Annotated in this window: 19 protein-coding genes and 1 tRNA gene; 11 read left to right on the top strand and 9 right to left on the bottom strand. The window is 33.7% G+C overall.

Annotation, left to right across the window (positions count from 1 at the left end):
* Positions 1–19 precede the first annotated feature (19 nt).
* The 4 genes from DU428_RS05240 to DU428_RS05225 all read left to right on the top strand — a co-directional run bounded on the left by DU428_RS05240 (position 20) and on the right by DU428_RS05225 (position 3,345).
* On the top strand, positions 20–802 hold the full coding sequence (locus DU428_RS05240) for an SDR family oxidoreductase (protein ID WP_113966259.1): 783 nt from the start codon (positions 20–22) through the stop codon (positions 800–802).
* Positions 803–986: 184 nt separating this feature from the next.
* Positions 987–1,520, top strand: a complete 534-nt coding sequence (locus DU428_RS05235) for a 3-hydroxyanthranilate 3,4-dioxygenase (RefSeq protein WP_072349873.1) — start codon at positions 987–989, stop codon at positions 1,518–1,520.
* 79 nt (positions 1,521–1,599) lie between these two features.
* A complete protein-coding gene (locus DU428_RS05230) occupies positions 1,600–2,685 on the top strand; it encodes an amidohydrolase family protein (protein ID WP_072349874.1) in 1,086 nt (361 codons plus the stop codon).
* Positions 2,686–2,703: 18 nt separating this feature from the next.
* Positions 2,704–3,345, top strand: a complete 642-nt coding sequence (locus tag DU428_RS05225; protein ID WP_072349875.1) for an O-methyltransferase — start codon at positions 2,704–2,706, stop codon at positions 3,343–3,345.
* Between the two features lies 1 nt (position 3,346).
* Here DU428_RS05225 and DU428_RS05220 read toward each other — a convergent pair whose 3' ends face one another.
* The 4 genes from DU428_RS05220 to DU428_RS05205 all read right to left on the bottom strand — a co-directional run bounded on the left by DU428_RS05220 (position 3,347) and on the right by DU428_RS05205 (position 7,436).
* On the bottom strand, positions 3,347–3,634 hold the full coding sequence (locus DU428_RS05220) for a Sec-independent protein translocase subunit TatA/TatB (RefSeq protein ID WP_072349876.1): 288 nt from the start codon (positions 3,632–3,634) through the stop codon (positions 3,347–3,349).
* Positions 3,635–3,713: 79 nt separating this feature from the next.
* Entirely contained in the window at positions 3,714–6,020 is a 2,307-nt protein-coding gene (locus DU428_RS05215) for a M1 family metallopeptidase (protein WP_113966258.1), read from the bottom strand.
* A 61-nt stretch (positions 6,021–6,081) separates the two neighbouring features.
* Positions 6,082–6,585 carry a DUF6702 family protein gene (locus DU428_RS05210; protein ID WP_072349878.1) on the bottom strand — a complete coding sequence of 168 codons (504 nt, stop codon included), beginning with the start codon at positions 6,583–6,585 and terminating at the stop codon, positions 6,082–6,084.
* An 83-nt stretch (positions 6,586–6,668) separates the two neighbouring features.
* Positions 6,669–7,436, bottom strand: coding sequence for a carboxypeptidase-like regulatory domain-containing protein (locus DU428_RS05205; protein WP_113966257.1), 768 nt, complete (start codon positions 7,434–7,436; stop codon positions 6,669–6,671).
* 140 nt (positions 7,437–7,576) lie between these two features.
* Here DU428_RS05205 and pepE point away from each other — a divergent pair, with 140 nt between their 5' ends.
* A complete protein-coding gene (gene pepE / locus DU428_RS05200; RefSeq protein ID WP_072349880.1) occupies positions 7,577–8,284 on the top strand; it encodes a dipeptidase PepE in 708 nt (235 codons plus the stop codon).
* A 32-nt stretch (positions 8,285–8,316) separates the two neighbouring features.
* On the opposite strand, the gene DU428_RS05195 is transcribed toward pepE, so the two are convergent.
* Positions 8,317–8,389: transfer RNA gene (locus tag DU428_RS05195), tRNA-Gly, on the bottom strand.
* Between the two features lie 267 nt (positions 8,390–8,656).
* Between DU428_RS05195 and gpmI the strand changes: the two genes are divergently transcribed.
* The 3 genes from gpmI (at position 8,657) to DU428_RS05180 (ending at position 11,443) form a co-directional block, all read left to right on the top strand.
* Positions 8,657–10,174 (top strand): 2,3-bisphosphoglycerate-independent phosphoglycerate mutase, encoded by a 1,518-nt coding sequence (gene gpmI / locus DU428_RS05190; RefSeq protein ID WP_113966256.1) that lies wholly within the window; start codon positions 8,657–8,659, stop codon positions 10,172–10,174.
* A gap of 43 nt (positions 10,175–10,217) precedes the next feature.
* On the top strand, positions 10,218–10,931 hold the full coding sequence (locus DU428_RS05185; RefSeq protein ID WP_113966255.1) for an AAA family ATPase: 714 nt from the start codon (positions 10,218–10,220) through the stop codon (positions 10,929–10,931).
* 86 nt (positions 10,932–11,017) lie between these two features.
* The gene (locus DU428_RS05180) at positions 11,018–11,443 is read left to right on the top strand and encodes a BT0820 family HAD-type phosphatase (RefSeq protein ID WP_072349883.1); all 426 of its coding nucleotides are present in this window, start codon (positions 11,018–11,020) and stop codon (positions 11,441–11,443) included.
* Positions 11,444–11,450: 7 nt separating this feature from the next.
* Here the strand turns inward: DU428_RS05180 and DU428_RS05175 are convergent, their stop codons facing one another.
* Positions 11,451–12,722 carry an acetyl-CoA hydrolase/transferase family protein gene (locus tag DU428_RS05175; RefSeq protein ID WP_072349884.1) on the bottom strand — a complete coding sequence of 424 codons (1,272 nt, stop codon included), beginning with the start codon at positions 12,720–12,722 and terminating at the stop codon, positions 11,451–11,453.
* 123 nt (positions 12,723–12,845) lie between these two features.
* On the opposite strand from DU428_RS05175, the gene map reads away from it, so the two are divergent.
* Genes map through DU428_RS05160 form a run of 3 tightly spaced genes read left to right on the top strand, consistent with a single transcriptional unit; the run spans position 12,846 to position 14,822 of the window.
* Positions 12,846–13,664 carry a type I methionyl aminopeptidase gene (map, locus tag DU428_RS05170; RefSeq protein WP_072349885.1) on the top strand — a complete coding sequence of 273 codons (819 nt, stop codon included), beginning with the start codon at positions 12,846–12,848 and terminating at the stop codon, positions 13,662–13,664.
* A 2-nt stretch (positions 13,665–13,666) separates the two neighbouring features.
* The gene (locus DU428_RS05165) at positions 13,667–14,431 is read left to right on the top strand and encodes a class I SAM-dependent methyltransferase (RefSeq protein ID WP_113966254.1); all 765 of its coding nucleotides are present in this window, start codon (positions 13,667–13,669) and stop codon (positions 14,429–14,431) included.
* 22 nt (positions 14,432–14,453) lie between these two features.
* Positions 14,454–14,822, top strand: a complete 369-nt coding sequence (locus DU428_RS05160; RefSeq protein WP_113966253.1) for a DUF423 domain-containing protein — start codon at positions 14,454–14,456, stop codon at positions 14,820–14,822.
* Between the two features lie 27 nt (positions 14,823–14,849).
* Here the strand turns inward: DU428_RS05160 and DU428_RS05155 are convergent, their stop codons facing one another.
* The 3 genes from DU428_RS05155 to DU428_RS05145 all read right to left on the bottom strand — a co-directional run bounded on the left by DU428_RS05155 (position 14,850) and on the right by DU428_RS05145 (position 19,241).
* Complete coding sequence (locus tag DU428_RS05155; protein WP_113966252.1) at positions 14,850–15,827, bottom strand: FAD:protein FMN transferase; 978 nt, start codon at positions 15,825–15,827, stop codon at positions 14,850–14,852.
* A gap of 50 nt (positions 15,828–15,877) precedes the next feature.
* Positions 15,878–16,255 (bottom strand): Na(+)-translocating NADH-quinone reductase subunit F, encoded by a 378-nt coding sequence (locus DU428_RS05150; RefSeq protein ID WP_072349889.1) that lies wholly within the window; start codon positions 16,253–16,255, stop codon positions 15,878–15,880.
* Between the two features lie 172 nt (positions 16,256–16,427).
* Complete coding sequence (locus DU428_RS05145) at positions 16,428–19,241, bottom strand: T9SS-dependent choice-of-anchor J family protein (RefSeq protein ID WP_113966251.1); 2,814 nt, start codon at positions 19,239–19,241, stop codon at positions 16,428–16,430.
* Between the last annotated feature and the right edge of the window lie 217 nt (positions 19,242–19,458).

Genomic DNA, 19,458 nt, shown 5'->3' with positions numbered 1-19,458 from the left:
ACCAAGAAATAAAATAAATATGGACTTAAAAATCAACAATAAATACGCATTAGTTTGCGGAAGCACGGCAGGAATAGGAAAAGCAACAGCTATTGCTCTTGCAGAAGAAGGTGTACAGGTAACATTAATTGCTAGAAATGAAGATAAGTTAAAAGCAACTTTAAAAGAATTACCTCAACAAAGAAATCACGATTATATAGTTGCTGACTTCTCTAACCCAAAGGAGTTAAAAGAAAAAGTAGAAGCTTATATTAAAAAAAATCACGGATTCCATATTCTAGTAAATAATACAGGAGGACCAAAAGGAGGCCCTGTTTTCTCTGCAGAAATTGAAGAATTTGAAGATGCTTTTACACAACACTTAAAATGTAATCATGTATTGGCTCAAGCAATTGTTCCGTTTATGAAAGAAGAAAACTACGGAAGAATAGTGAATGTTATTTCTACTTCTGTAAAACAACCTTTAGACGGATTAGGAGTAAGTAATACAATTCGAGGAGCAGTTGCAAACTGGAGTAAAACATTAGCAAATGAGCTAGGAGCTTTTGGTATTACCGTAAACAATGTGCTTCCTGGAGCAACAGGAACAGAACGCCTTGCGGAAATAATTAAAAACAAATCGGCTAAAACTGGTACTACAGAAGAAGAATCTGCAAATGCTATGAAAAGTGCAGTACCAGCAAAGAGATTTGCTAAACCTGAAGAGTTAGCTAGTGCTATTACCTTTTTAGCTAGTGAACGTGCAGCCTATATAAACGGAATTAATCTACCGGTTGATGGTGGAAGAACAAAAAGTTTGTAACTTTATATTCCGTAATAAAAATCGACAAGCTAAGCAAAGTATCAGCTTTCTTGGATTGGACACAAAACATAACAAAAACCTGCGTTAAGGATTGTAGCGACATCCTTTTTTTGCTTCGATAAATGGCAAAAAAAGATACAGTGAAAAGCCTGACCTGATAAGGTAACGCCCAAAAAATAAAATCATGAGTAAACTAGTTTCGCCTTTAAATTTTAAAGCTTGGATTGAAGAAAACAGACATCTTTTAAAACCACCGGTTGGTAATAAAGTGGTTTGGAAAGATGGTGATTTTATTGTTATGGTTGTTGGCGGACCTAATAGCAGAAAGGATTATCATTATAACGAAACTCCTGAATTTTTCTACCAAGTTGAAGGAGATATGGTTTTAAAAATCATAGATAATGGCACGCCTAAAGATGTACATATTAGAGAAGGTGATATTTATTTATTACCTCCAAAAGTGCCGCATTCACCTCAAAGAAATGCTAATACGGTTGGATTGGTTATTGAGTACAAAAGACCAGAAGGCATGCGAGATGCGTTACTTTGGTTCTGCGAAAATTGTGTCACGAAACTTTATGAAGAAGATTTTACTGTGGAAAATATTGAAACAGATATGCCAAAAATCTTTGATAAATACTACAACGATAAAGACAAAAGAAGTTGCCCTAATTGCGGGGAGGTAATGCAACCACCAAAAAAAGCACAGATAGATTAGAACTGTCATTCCAGCGAAAAAGGAATGCATTATAATTTTAACTAAAAAGTAGATTCCTGCCAAAACAGGAGTGACAAATATGGAAAAACGCAAATTAAGAATAAACGGTCATTCTCACTTACTTCCTTACCCAGAGGAAATTCCTCAATTTATGAAAGACAAAGGTATTTTTTGGGTGGACAAAGACCGAAAATACATGCTTCAGAAAGATTGGAATAGACCAATTACTGATTCTAGTTTCTTTTTAAATGAGAAATTAGCTTGGATGGAGCGTTATAAAATAGATCATGCTGTTGTTTTAAACCTTTCTCAATTATATGGAAATGGGTTGCGTGTAGAAGAAATGAAGAAAGCTTTACGTTTTCAGAATGATTTTAATGCCAAGGTACAGCAGGAACACCCAAGCAAATTTACCTGTGGATTTGTTGTGCATCCAGGCTTTGTTCAAGGTGCTTGTTGGGAAATTGAACGCTGTGTTGAAGAATTAGGTATGCAGTTATTGTGTTTACCAACACATTATATGGATACTATTGGAACTTGGCGTTGTATTTTTGATGAGGAAAATGAGCCTATTTTTGAACTTGCGAGTAAATATAATTTAGCGGTAGAAATTCATCCTTATGATGGTGAAAAATTCATTAAACTAGAAAATACTTCTTGGCGTTTTCACTTGATATGGATGCTTGCACAATGTGCAGATGCCTACCACTTTTTAACCTTAAATGGTTTTCAAGACAAATTCCCAAACATGCGTACTTGTTTTGCCCATGGAGGACAGTTGGCACAAATAAATTTAGGAAGACGTATTCAAGGCTTTGATGGAAGACCAGATTTATTTGAAGGGAAAAGTCACCCAAGAAAAGCTGTAGGACACAAAAACATCTTTTTTGACACACTTGTACACGATACTGGGGGATTAGAACTACTTATCAAAAACCAAGGCTCTAAACAGGTATTAATGGGCTTAGATGACCCTTACCCATTAGGAGAAATGGAAAGCGAAAAGCAATCTTCTTATCCAGGTAAAATTTTAGATTTAGCTATTGATAGAAATATTATTACAGAAACCGAACGAGATAATATCTGGGAAGACAATGTCATACAATGGCTGTGTGGCGATGATCAAGCGGCTAAAGATAAATTGATAAAACGAATATTAGGTTAATATCTACAAGTATAAAAAATGCACTTTCTACCAGAAAAACTAGACGAATACGTTGTTGCTCATTCTGAAGCAGAACCAGAATTACTACAACAACTTACTAGGGAAACCTATCAAAAGATATTACAACCAATTATGCTTTCTGGTCCGTATCAAGGACGCGTTTTAAGCATGATTTCTAAGCTTATTAATCCGAAAACCATATTAGAGCTTGGTACTTTTACGGGTTACGCTACGCTTTGCTTAGCAGAAGGATTACAAGCCGATGGAGAAATTCATACTATTGATGTAAATGAAGAATTGGTAGATTTTCAACGAAAATATTTTGACAAATCTGCTTATGGAAAGCAAATACACCAACATTTAGGGAATGCCTTAGATATAATTCCTGAGTTAGATAAAACTTACGATTTGGTTTTTATTGATGCTGATAAGCCTAACTATGTAAATTATTTTCATTTAATCATAGATAGAATGAATCCCGGGGGAATCATCTTATCGGATAATGTATTATGGCATGGAAAGGTTATTGAACCTTTAAACGAAAAAGACACATCGACTAAAGCGGTATTAGAGTTTAATACGCTTCTTAAAAATGATGATAGAATTGAAACGGTTTTATTACCTATTCGAGATGGCTTGACAATAAGCAGAAAGAAATAGACTAAAGTTTTCTTCTTACAGAACCTGTAAACTCTTCTAGTTCGTCTTTTACCTTTTTAAGCTCTTCGTCTACTCCTTTAGTAATAGAAGTATCTATACCATGATCTTCTGCACTCTTAGATATTTCGTGCTTAATGTCATTGGTTGCGTCTTTAAGTGTACGCATACCTTTCCCTAGACCTCTTGCAATCTCAGGAATTTTATCTGCACCAAATACCATAACCACTATAAATAGGATTAAAGCTATTTCTGGTCCACTAATAAACAAATATGTTGCCTGTATATTCACAATGCAAATATAGTGAGTAGTTTAATACAAATAAAAAAAGCCAACTCAAAAGTTGGCTTTTTTTGAAAATATTTTTCGTTTAGTTCTTAACTCCTTCTTTAAAAGAATCAAATTTACTTTTCACTTCTTCTCTAGGCCAAGAATTATTAGAAGTATCTACGTCTGCAGTTTCTAAATTTGGATCTACTTTAATAGAAACAATTTCTTTTTCTGAAGCTATAGTTTTACTTACTTCAGCATCGTTAAGTCTCCATATTTGCGCTGGATATTTTTCCATTTTAGAGGTTCCGTCTGCGTAAGTATATTCAACTATAATAGGCATAACCAATCCACCTGGCTTTTCAAAAGTAACACTATAGAAATATTTAGGCTCTTTGATTTTCGCTCTTTCTGCCGAAGAGAAATTATCCATTATATACTCGTTTAAAGTAGTAGAGTTTTCTAAAACAGATTTCCCTTTTAAAGACTCATTAAAATCTACACTCCCTTCTTCAACAAAGTATACTAAAGGAGGTAAATCATTTAAATTAATTCCTCTTTGCTTAGCTATTTCTCTAATTTCTGCATTAGGCTCGTCTGATACGTAGTATTTCTTAACGTCTTTAATTCCTATATCTACATAATCTGTTGTATAAAACCATCCTCTCCAAAACCAATCTAAATCGAAGGCAGAAGCATCTTCCATGGTTCTAAAGAAATCCTCTGGTGTTGGGTGTTTAAACTTCCAACGGTTAGAATATTCTTTAAAAGCATAATCAAACAACTCACGTCCCATTACAGATTCTCTTAAAATATTAAGAGCTGTAGCTGGTTTACCGTAAGCATTGTTTCCAAATTGGTAAACGTTTAATCCTTTTGTCATGATAGGAGCAATATAGTTTTGATCTCCTCCCATATAATCTACAATCTTAGCTGCTGGTCCACGACGAGAAGGGTATTTATCATGTCCTTCGGATAAAGCATCTGGATACCACTCTGCAAAATCTTGCTCAGCTACATACTGTGTAAAAGTATTTAAACCTTCGTCCATCCATGTCCATTGACGCTCATCACTATTTACAATCATTGGGAAGAAATTATGCCCTACCTCATGGATAATTACACTAATCATTCCGTATTTTGTTCTATCACTATAGTTACCATCTTTATCAGGACGACCATAATTCCAGCAAATCATAGGATATTCCATCCCTTGGTTTTTAGCATGTACTGAAATTGCTTTATGGTACGGATAATCAAAAGTCATTCTAGAGAAAGTCTTTAAGGTACTAGCAACTGCTTTGGTAGACCATTGTTCCCATAATGGGTTACCTTCTTTAGGATACATAGAAACCGCCATTACATCTTTATCTCCTAACTTTACAGCCATCATATCCCAAATCCAACGTCTTGAAGTTGCAAAACCAAAGTCACGAACGTTTTCCGCATAAAGCTTCCATGTTTTAGTTTCTTTAGATTTTGTTTTTTCTGCAGCTTCAGCTTCTTCTTGTGTTACTATTAAAACTGGTTCGTCATAAGATTTTTTAGCTTTCTCATAACGCTTCATCATTTCTTTAGAAAACACTTCTTTTCTATTCATTAATTTTCCTGTACCATCTAAAATATGATCTGCAGGAACGGTAATATTTACTTCGAAGTTTCCGAAAGGAAGCGCAAACTCATCTCTTCCCCAGAATTGAGAGTTTTGCCAACCTTCAACATCATTGTAAACCGCCATTCTTGGGTGGAATTGAGCTATTACATAAGCTCTATTATCATCTTCTGGAAAATATTCATATCCAGATCTTCCTCTTCCGTTTACGTGGTCGTTAATATTATACCACCATTTTATAGAAAAGGAGAATTTTTCTCCAGTTGCTAATGGTTTTGGCATTTCAACACGCATCATGGTTTGGTTAATCATGTGTGGTAAATCACGCCCATTAGTATCTTTTACTTCTAAAATATTGAATCCTCCATCAAAAGGTTCTGTTAAAAAAGTATCTGCAAAACTACCTGGTGTATCTGCAGGTTGTGCTGCGTCATTTTCAATTAAAGGAGATGGAGAGTCTTTTGCTCTTACGTTTTGATCTAACTGCACCCATAAATAATTTAAAGTATCTGGTGAGTTATTTGTATAGGTAATGGTTTCGGAACCTGAAATTCTTGCATTTTCATCATCTAAAACAATGTCCATCTTATAGTCTGCTTGCTGCTGGTAGTAAGCAGGACCTGGAGCTCCAGATGCAGTTCTAAACATGTTTGGTGTAGAAAACTCATCATAAAGTTGTTTAAATTTATTGTTATTGGTGTGACCTTGCTGTCTTTCTGTTTTTTCTTGGGCTTGAGCAAAAGCTCCTACCGCTACAAAAACTGCCGAAAGCAATACAGACTTAAATTTATTCATGTTGTTTTTTTTAATTAGTAAGCGATGCCTAAAATAATAAAATTTTAAATAATTGGGTTTATTAATTGTAGTTTAACTCTCCTTTATTGTTTCCTTTTCTTAAAATAAAGCTTTTATTTTTTCCGTTAATCTTGGTTCTAATTACGTTTTCCTGTTCTTCAAAAAGGTCTTGAAGCACTTGGTTTTCAATAGCAAAACTTTTAATTTCCTTTACATTTTCTACTTCTAAATAAAAGTAAATAACATCATTTTCATATTCTTTACCTAAATAATTATAAGTAACTGGTTTTCCGTTAATGTGAATTTGTATTTTCTCATTTAAGTATCGCTTTGTATACATTTCTACTGTCGATAGTTCATTTGGAATACTCAAAGTAATATTTTCATCATAACGTTCTCGTAGTAATCTTTCAAAATCATCTACAAAAACGTTGGTAATTATTTGAAGGGATTGTTTTTCTTTCACATATTCTATATGAGTTACACTAACATAATATTTGTGAGCTGCAGTAAATGCGAAAATAGGTAAGAGCAATAGAATAAATGTACGTTTTAATGTTTTCATATGTATTTCCTAAAAGTGGAAGTTTTATTTTTTGATACTAAAGTAATTCTTTTTTATGTTTTCAAAGATTATTCCAATATTGCTTAATCAGTTGGCGGCATATAGTTTGCTTTATATTCTATGAGTTTGTCTTTTAAAAACACTAAAATTTCTAAATCGCTTTTAGTAGTACAAATCTCTTTAAAGTTTTCAGCATCGCTTACAAAATAAAAATAATCCATGATATATTCTTGTTCTAAAGGCGAATCGAAAAACAAGTCTTCAGATAATCTAGTTTTAATAGCAAACATTAGCGTTTTGCGTTTATCTATTTTTACTCTGTTTTTTAATCTTTTAGTTCTTCCTGAAATAGCGTTTAAGATTGGGTTTAATGGAATAAAACCTCCTCCTGTACTTGCTTCGTTTAACAATCTTTCGTTATGTGTTTTTAATACTCCTTGATAACTTTGTATTCCTAGCTTTTGTGCAGTAATTGGCTCTCCATCTGCTTCGATAATATCTTGCATCAAATTACCAGATAGCATTTTACCTATAACAACCTCATCAAGCTCATTAACTTGTTCTTCTAAAGTAATAGTTACACTCTTAGAAAGTGTGTTCTCGATATTAATGACTATGGTTTTCAGTTTACTTTGTACTGAAGAAACCACTAAAGTATCATTTAGTTTCCCGGAAATCATAAATTCACCTTTAGCATTGGTTACGGTAAATTTCTGAAGCGTTTTATTAATGATGTGAATGTTTTCTACATCATTTTCACTTTTAATTATTCCGTGGATTTCAACCGTTTGCGACCAAGAAAATTGGATACAAATCAGTAAAATAGCAAGAAAAAAGAATTTGGTTTTCAATTAGTTGGTTTTGGTTTTATAAAGAACGTATTTCAAATCTTAAAGAAAATGAAATGGGTGTATAAACTTATGTTAAAAGCAATTCTGTATTTTTACAGAAGTTAAATCGAAAAAAAAAAACGTTTACACGAAAAATAAATATGAAAAACATACTTATAGCAAGCACTTCTACCATTCACGGAAGTGGATATTTAGAATATCTTTTAGAGGAATTAGAAACATTTTTTAAAAGCGCTTCTAGCATTTTATTTATTCCTTATGCAAGACCTAGCGGAATTTCACATGATGATTACACTAAAAAGGCAAGCGAAGCTTTTTCGAAAATCAATAAAAAGGTAATAGGAATTCACACTTATGAAAACACTTCAGAGGCAGTAGAAAAAGCGGAAGCTATTTTTGTTGGTGGCGGAAACACTTTTGTATTAGTAAACCAACTATATAAAAACAACCTAATTACAGCACTAAGTGACGCAGTAAGAAACGGCACGCCTTATTTAGGAACAAGCGCAGGAAGTAATATTTGCGGACTAACCATGAATACTACCAACGATATGCCAATTGTGCAACCTCCTAGTTTTAAAACTTTAGGTTTTGTGCCTTTTAACATCAATCCGCATTATTTAGATCCAGATCTTAATTCCACACATAAAGGAGAAACACGTGAAACTAGAATAAAAGAATTTCATGCATTTAATTCGCAACCAGTTGTTGGTTTACGTGAAGGAAGTTGGTTAGAAGTAAAAGGGAAAACTATTACTTTGAAAGGGAAGCTTACAGCTAGAATCTTTGAGCAGAACAAAAACCCGTTTGAAATGGAGCCTGAAACATTATTAAACGATCTAAAATAAAAAAGCTTCATCCTAACAGATGAAGCTTCTAGAGCGAGAGACCGGGTTCGAACCGGCGACATTCAGCTTGGAAGGCTGACGCTCTACCAACTGAGCTACTCTCGCATTCCGGGCGCAAATATAGAAAATAAGATTACTATTATAAAAATATTTTTGAGATTTTTTTTAAAAAATTTTAATTTGAAATATTAGGCTAGTCTAAACCTAAAACAAAACACTGATTACAAACTAAATACAAATATTCAAAAGAGATAACTTGCAATTAAATCTTCTGAAATAAATTTCAGAATAATAGCTTTATTTAAGCCTATCATATAATTTCAAGCAATAAGGGATTCTTTTTTTATCTTTGATTTCACAAAAATCACACCCATGAACAAGAAAGTTATTTTAATGATTCTTGATGGTTGGGGGAAATCTCCAGACCCAAAAGTTTCAGCAATAGACCACGCAAACACTCCTTTTATAGATTCACTTTACCATACTTATCCAAATGCTACTTTACGTACAGACGGCCTACATGTTGGCTTACCAGAAGGACAAATGGGAAATTCTGAGGTTGGACATATGAATCTTGGAGCAGGGCGAATTGTTTATCAGGATTTAGTAAAAATCAACCTAGCTGTAAAAAACAAAACATTAACGCAAGAAAAAGCGCTAGTAAATGCTTTTAATTATGCTAAAAACAACAATAAGACTGTTCACTTTTTAGGTTTAGTAAGTGATGGCGGCGTACATTCTCACATCAATCATCTATTAGGGTTGGTTGAAGCTGCAGAAGACTTCGGTATTGAAAAATCATATATTCATGCCTTTACAGATGGTAGAGATGTAGACCCAAAATCTGGCTTCGGATTTATTACTGCTTTAGAAGAATTTCTTGAAAGCAAAAAAACGAAAATTGCTTCGATTACGGGAAGGTATTATGCCATGGACAGAGACAAGCGTTGGGAGCGAGTTAAATTGGCTTACGATGCTATTGTTCACGGAAAAGGAAAAGCTTCCAATAACTTATTGAAGTCTATTGAAGAAAGTTACGACGAAGACATTACCGACGAATTTATAAAGCCGATCATCGCAGTAGATAATTCTAACAAAGCTATTGCAACCATTCAAGAAGGGGATGTAGTAATCTTTTTTAATTTCAGAACCGATCGTGGAAGACAATTAACCGATGCCCTAACGCAGAATGATTTTCATGAACAAAATATGCACAAATTAAACCTGCATTATGTTACCATGACAAATTACGACGACTCCTTTTCCGGAATAGAGGTAATTTACGATAAAGACAATCTTACAGAGACTTTAGGAGAGGTTTTAGCAAAGCATAATAAAAAACAAATTCGAATTGCCGAAACGGAAAAGTACCCACATGTCACCTTTTTCTTTTCAGGCGGAAGAGAAGAAGTCTTTAAAGGAGAAAGCAGAATATTAAAAAATTCTCCAAAAGTAGCTACCTACGATTTAAAGCCAGAGATGAGTGCCTACGAACTTACAGATGCATTAATACCTGAAATAGAAAAAGAGGAAACCGACTTTGTATGTTTAAACTTTGCAAACGGAGACATGGTAGGCCATACAGGAGTTATGGAAGCCGCAATAAAAGCTTGTGAAGCTGTAGATACTTGTGTAGAAAAGCTAGCAAACACTGCTTTAAAACACAATTATACGACAATATTAATTGCAGATCATGGTAATTGCGAAACCATGATAAACCCAGACGGAACACCAAACACAGCACATACTACAAATCCAGTACCTATTATTTTAATCGATAAAGATTTAAAACATATTAAAGACGGAATTCTAGGAGATATTGCACCAACGGTCTTAAAATTAATTGGTATTGAGCAACCAGCAGCTATGACAAGAGAATCTCTAGTTTAATTAGCACACTAATATTTTACACATCTCGTTTTCTAATGAAACTATGGCTTATCACGATACCACTTTAAGAACCAAACACAAAACCCTAACGCTTGAAGAATTACATTTAAGCGAAGAGGTTAGAAATAGTATCCACCAGCTTATTGAAGAGTTCACCTATTTAGAAGCTCTTAAAAAGTATGACATTCCGGTAGACAATAAAATTCTATTACACGGAAAAACAGGATGTGGAAAAACAGCAACAGTACACGCCATTGGGAAAGCCTTAAACAAAGAGGTAATCACTCTTAATTTGGGTGGGTTTGTTTCTTCTAAGTTAGGAGAAACCGGAAAAAACATCACCGAACTTTTCAAAAAAACATCCTATAATAATGCTATCTTGTTTATTGATGAATTTGATTTTATAGGAAAACTAAGAGATTACGACAATAAAGATTCTGGAGAAATGCAACGACTAGTAAATACTATCATCCAGCAAATAGATAATATGTCAGATACCGCTTTACTTATAGGTGCAACAAATCACCTAGAAGTAATCGACTCTGCTTTATTAAGAAGGTTTCAAATAAAATTAAAATACAAATTACCAACTAGTGAACAATTAGACAACTATTATGATAGTCTATTAGCTAAATTTCCAAAAGAAATCAATTCCATAAAAAGAGCTTATGACCTATCCTATGCTGAAGCCAAAGACATCGCTTTACAGCAGATAAAAGCAAACGTCATTCAAATTGAAAAACGAAATAAAGCGTAAACGGAAGCTATAACAAAACTTATAGGCTTTAATGTCTTTCTTAAACAACTATATTTATTGTAGATTTGCAATCTATTTTTGTAACTATGAATTTAAAAGACAAACTTATTCTTGCCATCGATTTTGATGGTACCGTAGTAGATGATGCTTACCCTAAAATAGGGAAGCCAAAATTATTTGCAATTGAAACCCTTAAAAAGCTTCAATCAGATGGTCATCGTCTTATTTTATGGACATACAGAAGTGGCAAATACCTAGACGAAGCTGTTGAATTTTGCAAAAGCAAAGGCATTGAGTTTTATGCTATAAACAGCAGTTTTCCTGAAGAAAAATTTGACGAAGCTACAAAGAGTAGAAAAATACACGCAGATTTATTTATAGACGATAGAAATATTGGCGGATTTATAGGTTGGGGTGAAGTTTACCAAAAAATTGCAGACCCAAATGCTAGTCCGATTAACCTTCCTAAAAAGAAGAAGAGTCTCTTCTCCTTTTTAAGAAAGAATCGTTAATTATTAATTAACCTTTAATTAGTTCAAAATACTCTTTATCTATTGCTTCTCTATGATCTGGATGCGCAATATTAACTAATGCTTTTACGCGTTGTTGAATTGTTTTTCCATATAGATTTGCTATACCATATTCTGTCACAATATAATGTACATGAGACCTTGTTGTAACAACACCTGCCCCTGGTTTTAATGTTGAAACTATTCGGCTAATACCGTTTTTAGTAACCGATGGTAAGGCAATAATTGCTTTTCCCCCTTCACTTAAAGAAGCTCCTCTTATAAAATCCATCTGACCCCCTACTCCAGAGTACATATGTGCTCCTATAGAATCTGCACAGACTTGTCCGGTAAGATCCACCTCAATAGCAGAATTTATTGCTACCATATTAGGGTTTTTTCTAATGTTTGAAACATCATTAGTATAATTAGAAACCTGCATTTCAACAAAAGGGTTATCATCTACAAAATCATATAAACGTTTAGACCCCATTAAGAAAGTTGTTAAAGCACGCCCTCTATTTACACCTTTATAATTTCCGTTTATAACATCGCTAAGAATTAAATCTATTACACCATCAGAAAACATTTCGGTATGTAAACCTAAATCTTTATGATTGGTTAGTCTAGTTAATACCGCATTCGGAATACTACCAATACCCATTTGAAGGGTGCTTCTATCTTCAATTAAACTCGCAACATAGTTTCCTATTTTGTTTTCAATTTCTGAAGGTTTCACCATATCATGTGCTGGTAATGGCTGATTGGACTCTACTAATAAATCTATTTCAGAAACATGAATAATACCAACACCATGGGTTCTTGGCATTTGATCATTAACCTGAGCTATAACATATGTTGCATTGTCAATTGCAGCTAAAGTAGCTTCTACCGAAACCCCTAAAGAGCAATACCCGTGTTTATCTGGTACAGAAACTTGAATTAAAGCAACATCTAGATCGATGATATTTCTTTTAAAAAGCAGTGGTAATTCACTTAAAAAAACTGGTGTATAAGAGCCATTCCCTGCTTTTAAGGTATGTCTAACATTTTTTCCGATGAAAAAGGAATTCACATGAAAGCTATCTCTTAATTCTGGATTAGCATAAGGAGCTTCGCCTTCGGTATGTAAATGACAAACCTCTACATTTCTTAATTCTTCATGACGCGCTGTCATTGCCTGTATAAGAGCTTGCGGAGCTGCTGCTGCCGCTTGAATATAAACTCTATTATTAGACTTGATTACTTTTACTGCTTCTTCAGCACTTACTGATTTAAACATATTCTTTTATTTGAAGTGCAAAATTATGAAATTAAAAAAGTATAAAAACTGCTAAATATCATGTTTCATTAAAAAATTACACATTGTTATTTTTAAGTATATTTGCATCATATTTTATTGCATATGATCATTGTAAAAACAAGAGAAGAAATAGAGTTAATGCGCGAAGCAGCATTAGTAGTGTCTAAAACCTTAGGAGAGGTTGCCAAAGCTGTAAAGCCTGGAGTAACATCATTAGAACTAGATAAAATTGCAGAAACTTGTATTAGAGACCAAGGGGCTATCCCTGGTTTTTTAGGTTTATACGACTTTCCTAATACACTATGTATGAGTCCGAACTCACAGGTAGTGCACGGAATTCCTAATAATACACCTTTAGAAGAAGGAGATATTATTTCTGTAGATTGTGGTGCCATCTTAAATGGTTTTTATGGCGATCACGCCTACACTTTTTCTGTAGGTGAAATTGCTCCTGAAACGCAAAAATTATTAGACGTTACCAAAGAATCTCTTTACGTTGGAATAAGAGAACTTAAAGTTGGTAATCGCGTTGGCGATGTTGGTTATGCTATTCAAAAGTATTGTGAAGATCATGGCTACGGAGTAGTAAGAGAGTTAGTAGGTCATGGCATTGGTCGTAAAATGCACGAGGATCCTGAAATGCCTAACTACGGAAAACGTGGTCGTGGAAAGAAATTTGTTGAAGGAATGGTTGTAGCAATTGAGCCTATGATTAACTTAGGAACAAAAAGCATTAAACAACATAGAGATGGGTGGACTATCACTACTTTAGACGGAAAACCTTCTGCTCATTTTGAACATGATGTTGCTATTGTAGACGGAAAACCAGAATTACTTTCAACTTTTGCTTATATATATGAAGCTTTGGGTATTAAAAGTGATGAAGAAAAGGAATTCCGCCAGAAAGCATTGGTGCTTTAATAATGAAACGACTTTTTAAAACGATTCTTAATATTATTCCTAGGCCTATATTAATTAGGCTAAGTTATATAGTACGCCCTGTTTTAGCTTTCTTTTTAAAAGGAAGCAATTTTACAGACCCAATAGACGGTAAAAGTTTCAAATCCTTTTTGCCTTATGGCTATGGTACGCAACGTAATAATGTATTATCGCCTTCTACCCTTTCGTTAGAAAGGCATAGATTATTATGGCTATACCTAAAAAGGGAAACTGATTTTTTTACAGCAAATAAAAGCGTATTGCATTTTGCTCCAGAACAATGTTTCTTGAATCGTTTTAAAAAGTTGAAAAACTTAGACTACACAACAACAGATTTAGAATCTCCTATCGCCGATGTAAAAGCGGATATCTGCAATCTTCCTTTTGCAGACAATAGCTACGATGTTATTTTATGTAATCACGTATTAGAGCATATTCCGGACGACACGAAAGCCGTGCAAGAGCTTTACCGAGTTTTAAAACCTGGAGGCTATGGTATTTTACAAATTCCGCAAGACCTATCTAGAGAAAAAACTTTTGAAGACGATAGTATCACAGATAAAAAAGAACGCGCTAAAATATTTGGACAATACGATCACGTTCGTGTTTATGGAAGAGATTATTTCGATAAACTTAGAAGTATTGGCTTCCAAGTAGCAGAAGTAGATTATACTAGCAATTTTACTAAGGAGGAAATTGAAAAATATTGCTTAGCCAAAGGAGAGATTATTCCAGTAGTTTATAAATAAAACCGAACTAAAAATTATATAAATGACACAGCAAGTTATAATATTTACGGCTACACTCTTAGGAATGCTATCGGTTATTTTTGGTGCCTTTGGAGCACATGCTTTAAAGAAAATTTTATCTTCAGATCAATTACAGAGCTTTGAAGTTGGAGTTAAATACCAAATGTATCACGCAATAGTATTATTAGTTTTAGGTTTTAATAGTGATATGGTAACTTCTGCTACCTATTGGTGCTTCACCTTAGGGGTTTTATTATTCTCTTTTAGTATTTACGGACTCGTTTTATCGGATGCTAAAGGAAAAAAACTTCGATTTTTAGGTCCCGTTACACCTATAGGCGGACTACTTTTAGTGAGTGGTTGGTTCCTATTGTTGCTAAGTGCATTTTAATACATATAACACTTTCTAGTTTCAAAATTATTCAGGAAATCCATTTAAGCTGATGGTTTCTAATTCTTGTTTTTCATTTTCAAAAACTAAAAACACTTTAAGTTCTGGATGGTTTGTTAAAAAAGTTTTTATTTTATCCATTCCCATCGCTTGAAAGGCTGTTGCATAAGCATCTGCCGTCATACAATTAGGAGCTAATACTGAAACTCCCAAAATATTCGTTTTACTAGGATAACCTGTTTTAGCATCAATGATATGTGCATACCTATTACCAGCTTCGTCTATTTGAAACTTTCTGTAAGTACCAGAAGTAGCCATGGCGTTATCTTGTAGAGGAATTGCCTTTAAAATAGACTGAGTTCCATCAAAATTAGGCTTATCTATTCCAACTGTCCATGCCGAATTTTTTTCTATATTGTTTCCTTTAGAACGTATCTCTCCCCCTATTTCAACTAAATAATTTGAAACATTTTTAGATTCTAAAAATTCTGCAACTACATCAACCGCATACCCTTTTGCTATTGCATTAAAATCAATAAAAGTTTCAGGGTGTTTTTTATAAACAGATGTTCCTTCTATATAAATTTTGTCTAAACCCACATACTGCATCAAACTGTCAATCTTAAGACTATCTAAGCTCTTTATTTTCTTTTCTGGACCAAATCCTAGCGCATTAACTATAGTACCTATAGTAGGGTCAAAAACACCTTCAGTTTGCTTGTGAATACGCTTTGCATCCTCTAGAACTTTTATAAAATGTGTATCAACTGTTTTAGATTCATTTCTATTTACTTTTGAAATATTTGAATTAGTCTGATAAGTGGACATCGATTTATTAATGACATAAAACAAACTATCAACTTGCTTTTGATAATTAGTATCTACATCATAAATTAAAGAATAGCTAGTACCAAAAACAGCTCCGGAAAGTCTGGTGTTTTTTGGTTCTTGCTTACAAGAATAAAATAACGCAACAGTTAGTAATAGAAAAGAAAAGTGTTTCATGTAGTATATTTTTCGGTTATTTTATTTGATTGATTCTTCTTTTAAGAATATTAATTAAGGTTCATATCTATTACTTGAATACCGTTATATTCAATTAAATATTCTTCATTTAAATAAACTGGCAATTCTTCTCCTTTAGGGTTTCCCAATCCAACACCGGCATATAAAACTTTAGCATCTTTTTCAAAAGCATGCTTTTTAAAAGATTCCATCCAAATAACATCATAGTTATTAGGGTTTTCTGGTAGAATTACAGCGCGAACTATCACAAAATAGTACTGACTGTTTTTATCTATACATACAAACTGAGGATGTTTTTTTAGTTTGCTATTGATTGCTACAAATTCAAAACCACGTTTCTCAAGATCTTTTCCAACATGATTCATTGCTAAATTATGTAATTCTTGTTCGGTAAGTGCTTTGCTCATAATCTTGATAAATGTTTTAACAGTTTAGATAGTACGTTTAATACTAACTTTCTTGCTAGAAAAAACCGTAAATAACTAGGTCTTTTAAAGTATTGCAAAAATACTATAAATACCATTGAAAATAAAAAAGGCTGCCTTAAAAGACAGCCTTCATATTATATTAAAAAAGCAATTATTTAATAATTAACTTTTTAGTTGTTTTCTTGTTTCCACTTTCAAATTGGATTAAGTATAATCCTGTAGAAACAGTTTCTAAGTTTATAGTTTTATTAAAAGTAGCTTGGTCATTACTAAAATTGTTAGTGTAAACCTCTCTTCCTCTAATATCATATAAAGTTACTTTAACATCTTCGTTAGAGTTTAACTGAACAGTAACCTCTCCTTTTGAAGGATTTGGATATAAAGCAAAATTCTCGAAAGTATTTTCTTTAATACTTAAAGCTTCTGGTGGTCCAAAATAGTAATCTCCATTAGCTCCAGAGAAAGAAGCTTCGAATGTTACATCAGAACCATAAGAACCAACAGTAGCAGCAACGCTTTCTACAGCATTTCCATCTACCTCTCTAATTATTACTATTTCTGAACGGTTTCTACCTGTTGCAGCTTCCCATCCAGCAATTTCTGCTTCTGTAAAGTAAAAAGCTAAAGTTGTATCTCCAGTAACATTTGAATTTGCTGAAGTAACACTAAATGCTTTATCTGCAACATAGTTTGAAGAAGTCGCACTTTCATATACTTGTGCTGCAGTACCATCACGTAATACTGATACGTTTGTACAACCATAATCGAAAGAATCATTATTCTGAACTTTCGCCATTACGTTTCCTGTTGAAGAATCAAAAGCATAAGCAGTACCTGCTCCTTTAAGATTCATACTTGCTGAAGTTGCAGCGTTAACTGTTGTTTGTACTTCGTCTTGACCAAAAGTTGTTACACTAATATCGTCTAACATCAGTACATAAGAATCATTCGATACACAATGAATAGCTACATAAATATTTTGACCATCATAAGCAGATAAATCATATACATACTCAGTCCATTCCGTTGGAGCATCATGATGAGGCGTAGCAGATCCAGACAGCGGCTGAATAGTTGTGAAACTAGATACATTAGTGTTAGTAGTTGAAATTTTTACATTAAAACGATCTGCACCCCACTGATCTGTTAAAGAACGCATCCACAAACGTAGTTCACTGTCTGTACCATTTAGACTAATTTGCTCTGTAAAAATGTGATCATTATTTGGTGGCGTTGTTGCTGCAAAGCAATAGTATCCTTTAGAACCACTATGTGGTGCCCAGTTAGCAGATGCTGCAGGAGTTGTTTGACTTGGATTAAATACAATAAAGGTTCCTGTATAGTATGCATTTGGAAAATCAATATCAGCATCTCCATAGTGAGGTGCACCATCACCATCATTCATAGTCCAACCACCAATATTACCTATGTCGAAATCATCATAAGATTCGAAATCATCACTAAACAAAGTAACGGTTCCTCCTTCTAAAGGTGTAGAATCATCATCTTGAATTGTAAGTATTACTGTATTATTCGCACTTAACTCAGCATCTCCTGTAGTAGATAATGTCATATTTATAACAACTGTTTCATCTGCCTCTACAAAGGAATCTTCATAAACTCTAATTGTTAAGGTTTGACTTGCTGTTGCACCTGCAGAAAAAGTAACATTAGGTGTCATTATTTCATAATCTACCATATTTGTTGCTGTTCCAGATGCTGAAAAAGTAACTGTAGCATCTGCTGAAGGTGCTGCACCTATATTTACAGATACATTTATATCTTTAAAACCACATCCTGTTCCTTCGTACTCGGTAAGAGTAGTAGTTTGAAAAACTATTGTTGGAGAAGAATTTCCTGTTGTAGAGTTTACTAAATTATCAAACCCGTCTGCATTTTCTATAACCGTAATTATACGAGCAACTTGATCAAAGGTAAATGTATCCATACAAGAATCATCAGTATAGTCCATATAGTTTTCCACCATATCATTTCCTAATCCATCAGAAGGACAACTATCTAATGTAGGGCATCCATAATTAGCATCGGTAGCATCTGGAGTATCTGCACAAAAATCATCGTTTGAGCATGAAGAAGAATCTCCCCAAATATGACGTAAGCCTATCCAGTGTCCAAGTTCATGAGTTAGGGTACGTCCCTTATTATAAGGTGCACCCGCTGGATTAGGCATAGCTACGGACCCAACGGTCACAGTACCTATTACAACTCCATCAGTTTGAGCAGAACCCCCATTTGCTGGCATTCCTGGCAAGGTAGAATTAGAAGGAAATTGTGCATAACCTAGTAACCCCCCTGAAAGGTTTGCAACCCATATATTAGCATATTGATTTCTATCCCAAATAGTGGCTTGCTTAACACCACCGTCCATACTTCCTTGGGATTGCGCATTAGGGTACCCATAAACTCGATCTATTCCAGGCTCTGCTAATGGGTTTCCATTTGGATCAACCTGTGCAGGGACAAAGTTGATATCTGCGGAATGAGCTACTGGATACGAACTTCCTGCTTGATTATTAAAATCTAAATTTAATTGATCTATTTGAGCGTAAATAGCTGCAGAATCAATATCATTAGCATCCCCTACAGATCCAGTAATAACATGAAATATAATTGGAATATTATATACTTGCCTAGCTGTAGAACCATTATTAATATCTTGTAACATCTGAACCTTTTTAGCTTCTACTAAAGGTGCCAACCAGTTTTCAAATGCATCCATAGACTGAACCGATGGATCATTTTGCATTCTTAATTCATGTGCTTCAACAGTTGCACATCTCACAACTCCGTGCGCATCATAAAATCTTTGATTTACGTCATTAAGTTGTAGTTCTTGAATAGGGTTTTGTTGTTGGTTTTGCGTTGTTTTTGTTTGTGCATGAAGCCCAAAAAAAGCAAGACTCAAAAAATAAAACCATATTTTCTTATTGTAAATATGTTTCATAAATATATAGGTGTTAAAATTTTCACAATATAAAATATTTTTCGTGTACTTGAAAGGTATTTATTAAATATTACAACTTAAATTAAGTAATTAAGTGATAATAAAACATTATAACTCTCTAAATTATTGATTTTACATAATGCCTATATTTTTTAATGTTCAATTATAAAATAATTTGTAGACAATATACTTTAAGAGTTTTAACAAAAAAAGCCCA

The organism is Oceanihabitans sediminis (genome assembly GCF_003337215.1).
Taxonomy (GTDB): domain Bacteria; phylum Bacteroidota; class Bacteroidia; order Flavobacteriales; family Flavobacteriaceae; genus Oceanihabitans; species Oceanihabitans sediminis.
Note: the sequence above shows the minus strand (reverse complement) of the source record. Positions and strands in the feature narration are given on the sequence as shown.

Bases quoted from the DNA above. Each gene is read 5' to 3' on its own strand.
- DU428_RS05155 (WP_113966252.1), bottom strand. From the start codon at position 15,827: ATGAAACACTTTTCTTTTCTATTACTAACTGTTGCGTTATTTTATTCT.
- DU428_RS05180 (WP_072349883.1), top strand. From the start codon at position 11,018: ATGAATTTAAAAGACAAACTTATTCTTGCCATCGATTTTGATGGTACC.
- DU428_RS05230 (WP_072349874.1), top strand. From the start codon at position 1,600: ATGGAAAAACGCAAATTAAGAATAAACGGTCATTCTCACTTACTTCCT.
- gpmI (WP_113966256.1), top strand. From the start codon at position 8,657: ATGAACAAGAAAGTTATTTTAATGATTCTTGATGGTTGGGGGAAATCT.
- DU428_RS05240 (WP_113966259.1), top strand. From the start codon at position 20: ATGGACTTAAAAATCAACAATAAATACGCATTAGTTTGCGGAAGCACG.
- pepE (WP_072349880.1), top strand. From the start codon at position 7,577: ATGAAAAACATACTTATAGCAAGCACTTCTACCATTCACGGAAGTGGA.
- DU428_RS05210 (WP_072349878.1), bottom strand. From the start codon at position 6,585: ATGAAAACATTAAAACGTACATTTATTCTATTGCTCTTACCTATTTTC.
- DU428_RS05235 (WP_072349873.1), top strand. From the start codon at position 987: ATGAGTAAACTAGTTTCGCCTTTAAATTTTAAAGCTTGGATTGAAGAA.
- DU428_RS05150 (WP_072349889.1), bottom strand. From the start codon at position 16,255: ATGAGCAAAGCACTTACCGAACAAGAATTACATAATTTAGCAATGAAT.
- map (WP_072349885.1), top strand. From the start codon at position 12,846: ATGATCATTGTAAAAACAAGAGAAGAAATAGAGTTAATGCGCGAAGCA.
- DU428_RS05165 (WP_113966254.1), top strand. From the start codon at position 13,667: ATGAAACGACTTTTTAAAACGATTCTTAATATTATTCCTAGGCCTATA.
- DU428_RS05160 (WP_113966253.1), top strand. From the start codon at position 14,454: ATGACACAGCAAGTTATAATATTTACGGCTACACTCTTAGGAATGCTA.
- DU428_RS05145 (WP_113966251.1), bottom strand. From the start codon at position 19,241: ATGAAACATATTTACAATAAGAAAATATGGTTTTATTTTTTGAGTCTT.
- DU428_RS05225 (WP_072349875.1), top strand. From the start codon at position 2,704: ATGCACTTTCTACCAGAAAAACTAGACGAATACGTTGTTGCTCATTCT.
- DU428_RS05185 (WP_113966255.1), top strand. From the start codon at position 10,218: ATGGCTTATCACGATACCACTTTAAGAACCAAACACAAAACCCTAACG.
- DU428_RS05215 (WP_113966258.1), bottom strand. From the start codon at position 6,020: ATGAATAAATTTAAGTCTGTATTGCTTTCGGCAGTTTTTGTAGCGGTA.
- DU428_RS05175 (WP_072349884.1), bottom strand. From the start codon at position 12,722: ATGTTTAAATCAGTAAGTGCTGAAGAAGCAGTAAAAGTAATCAAGTCT.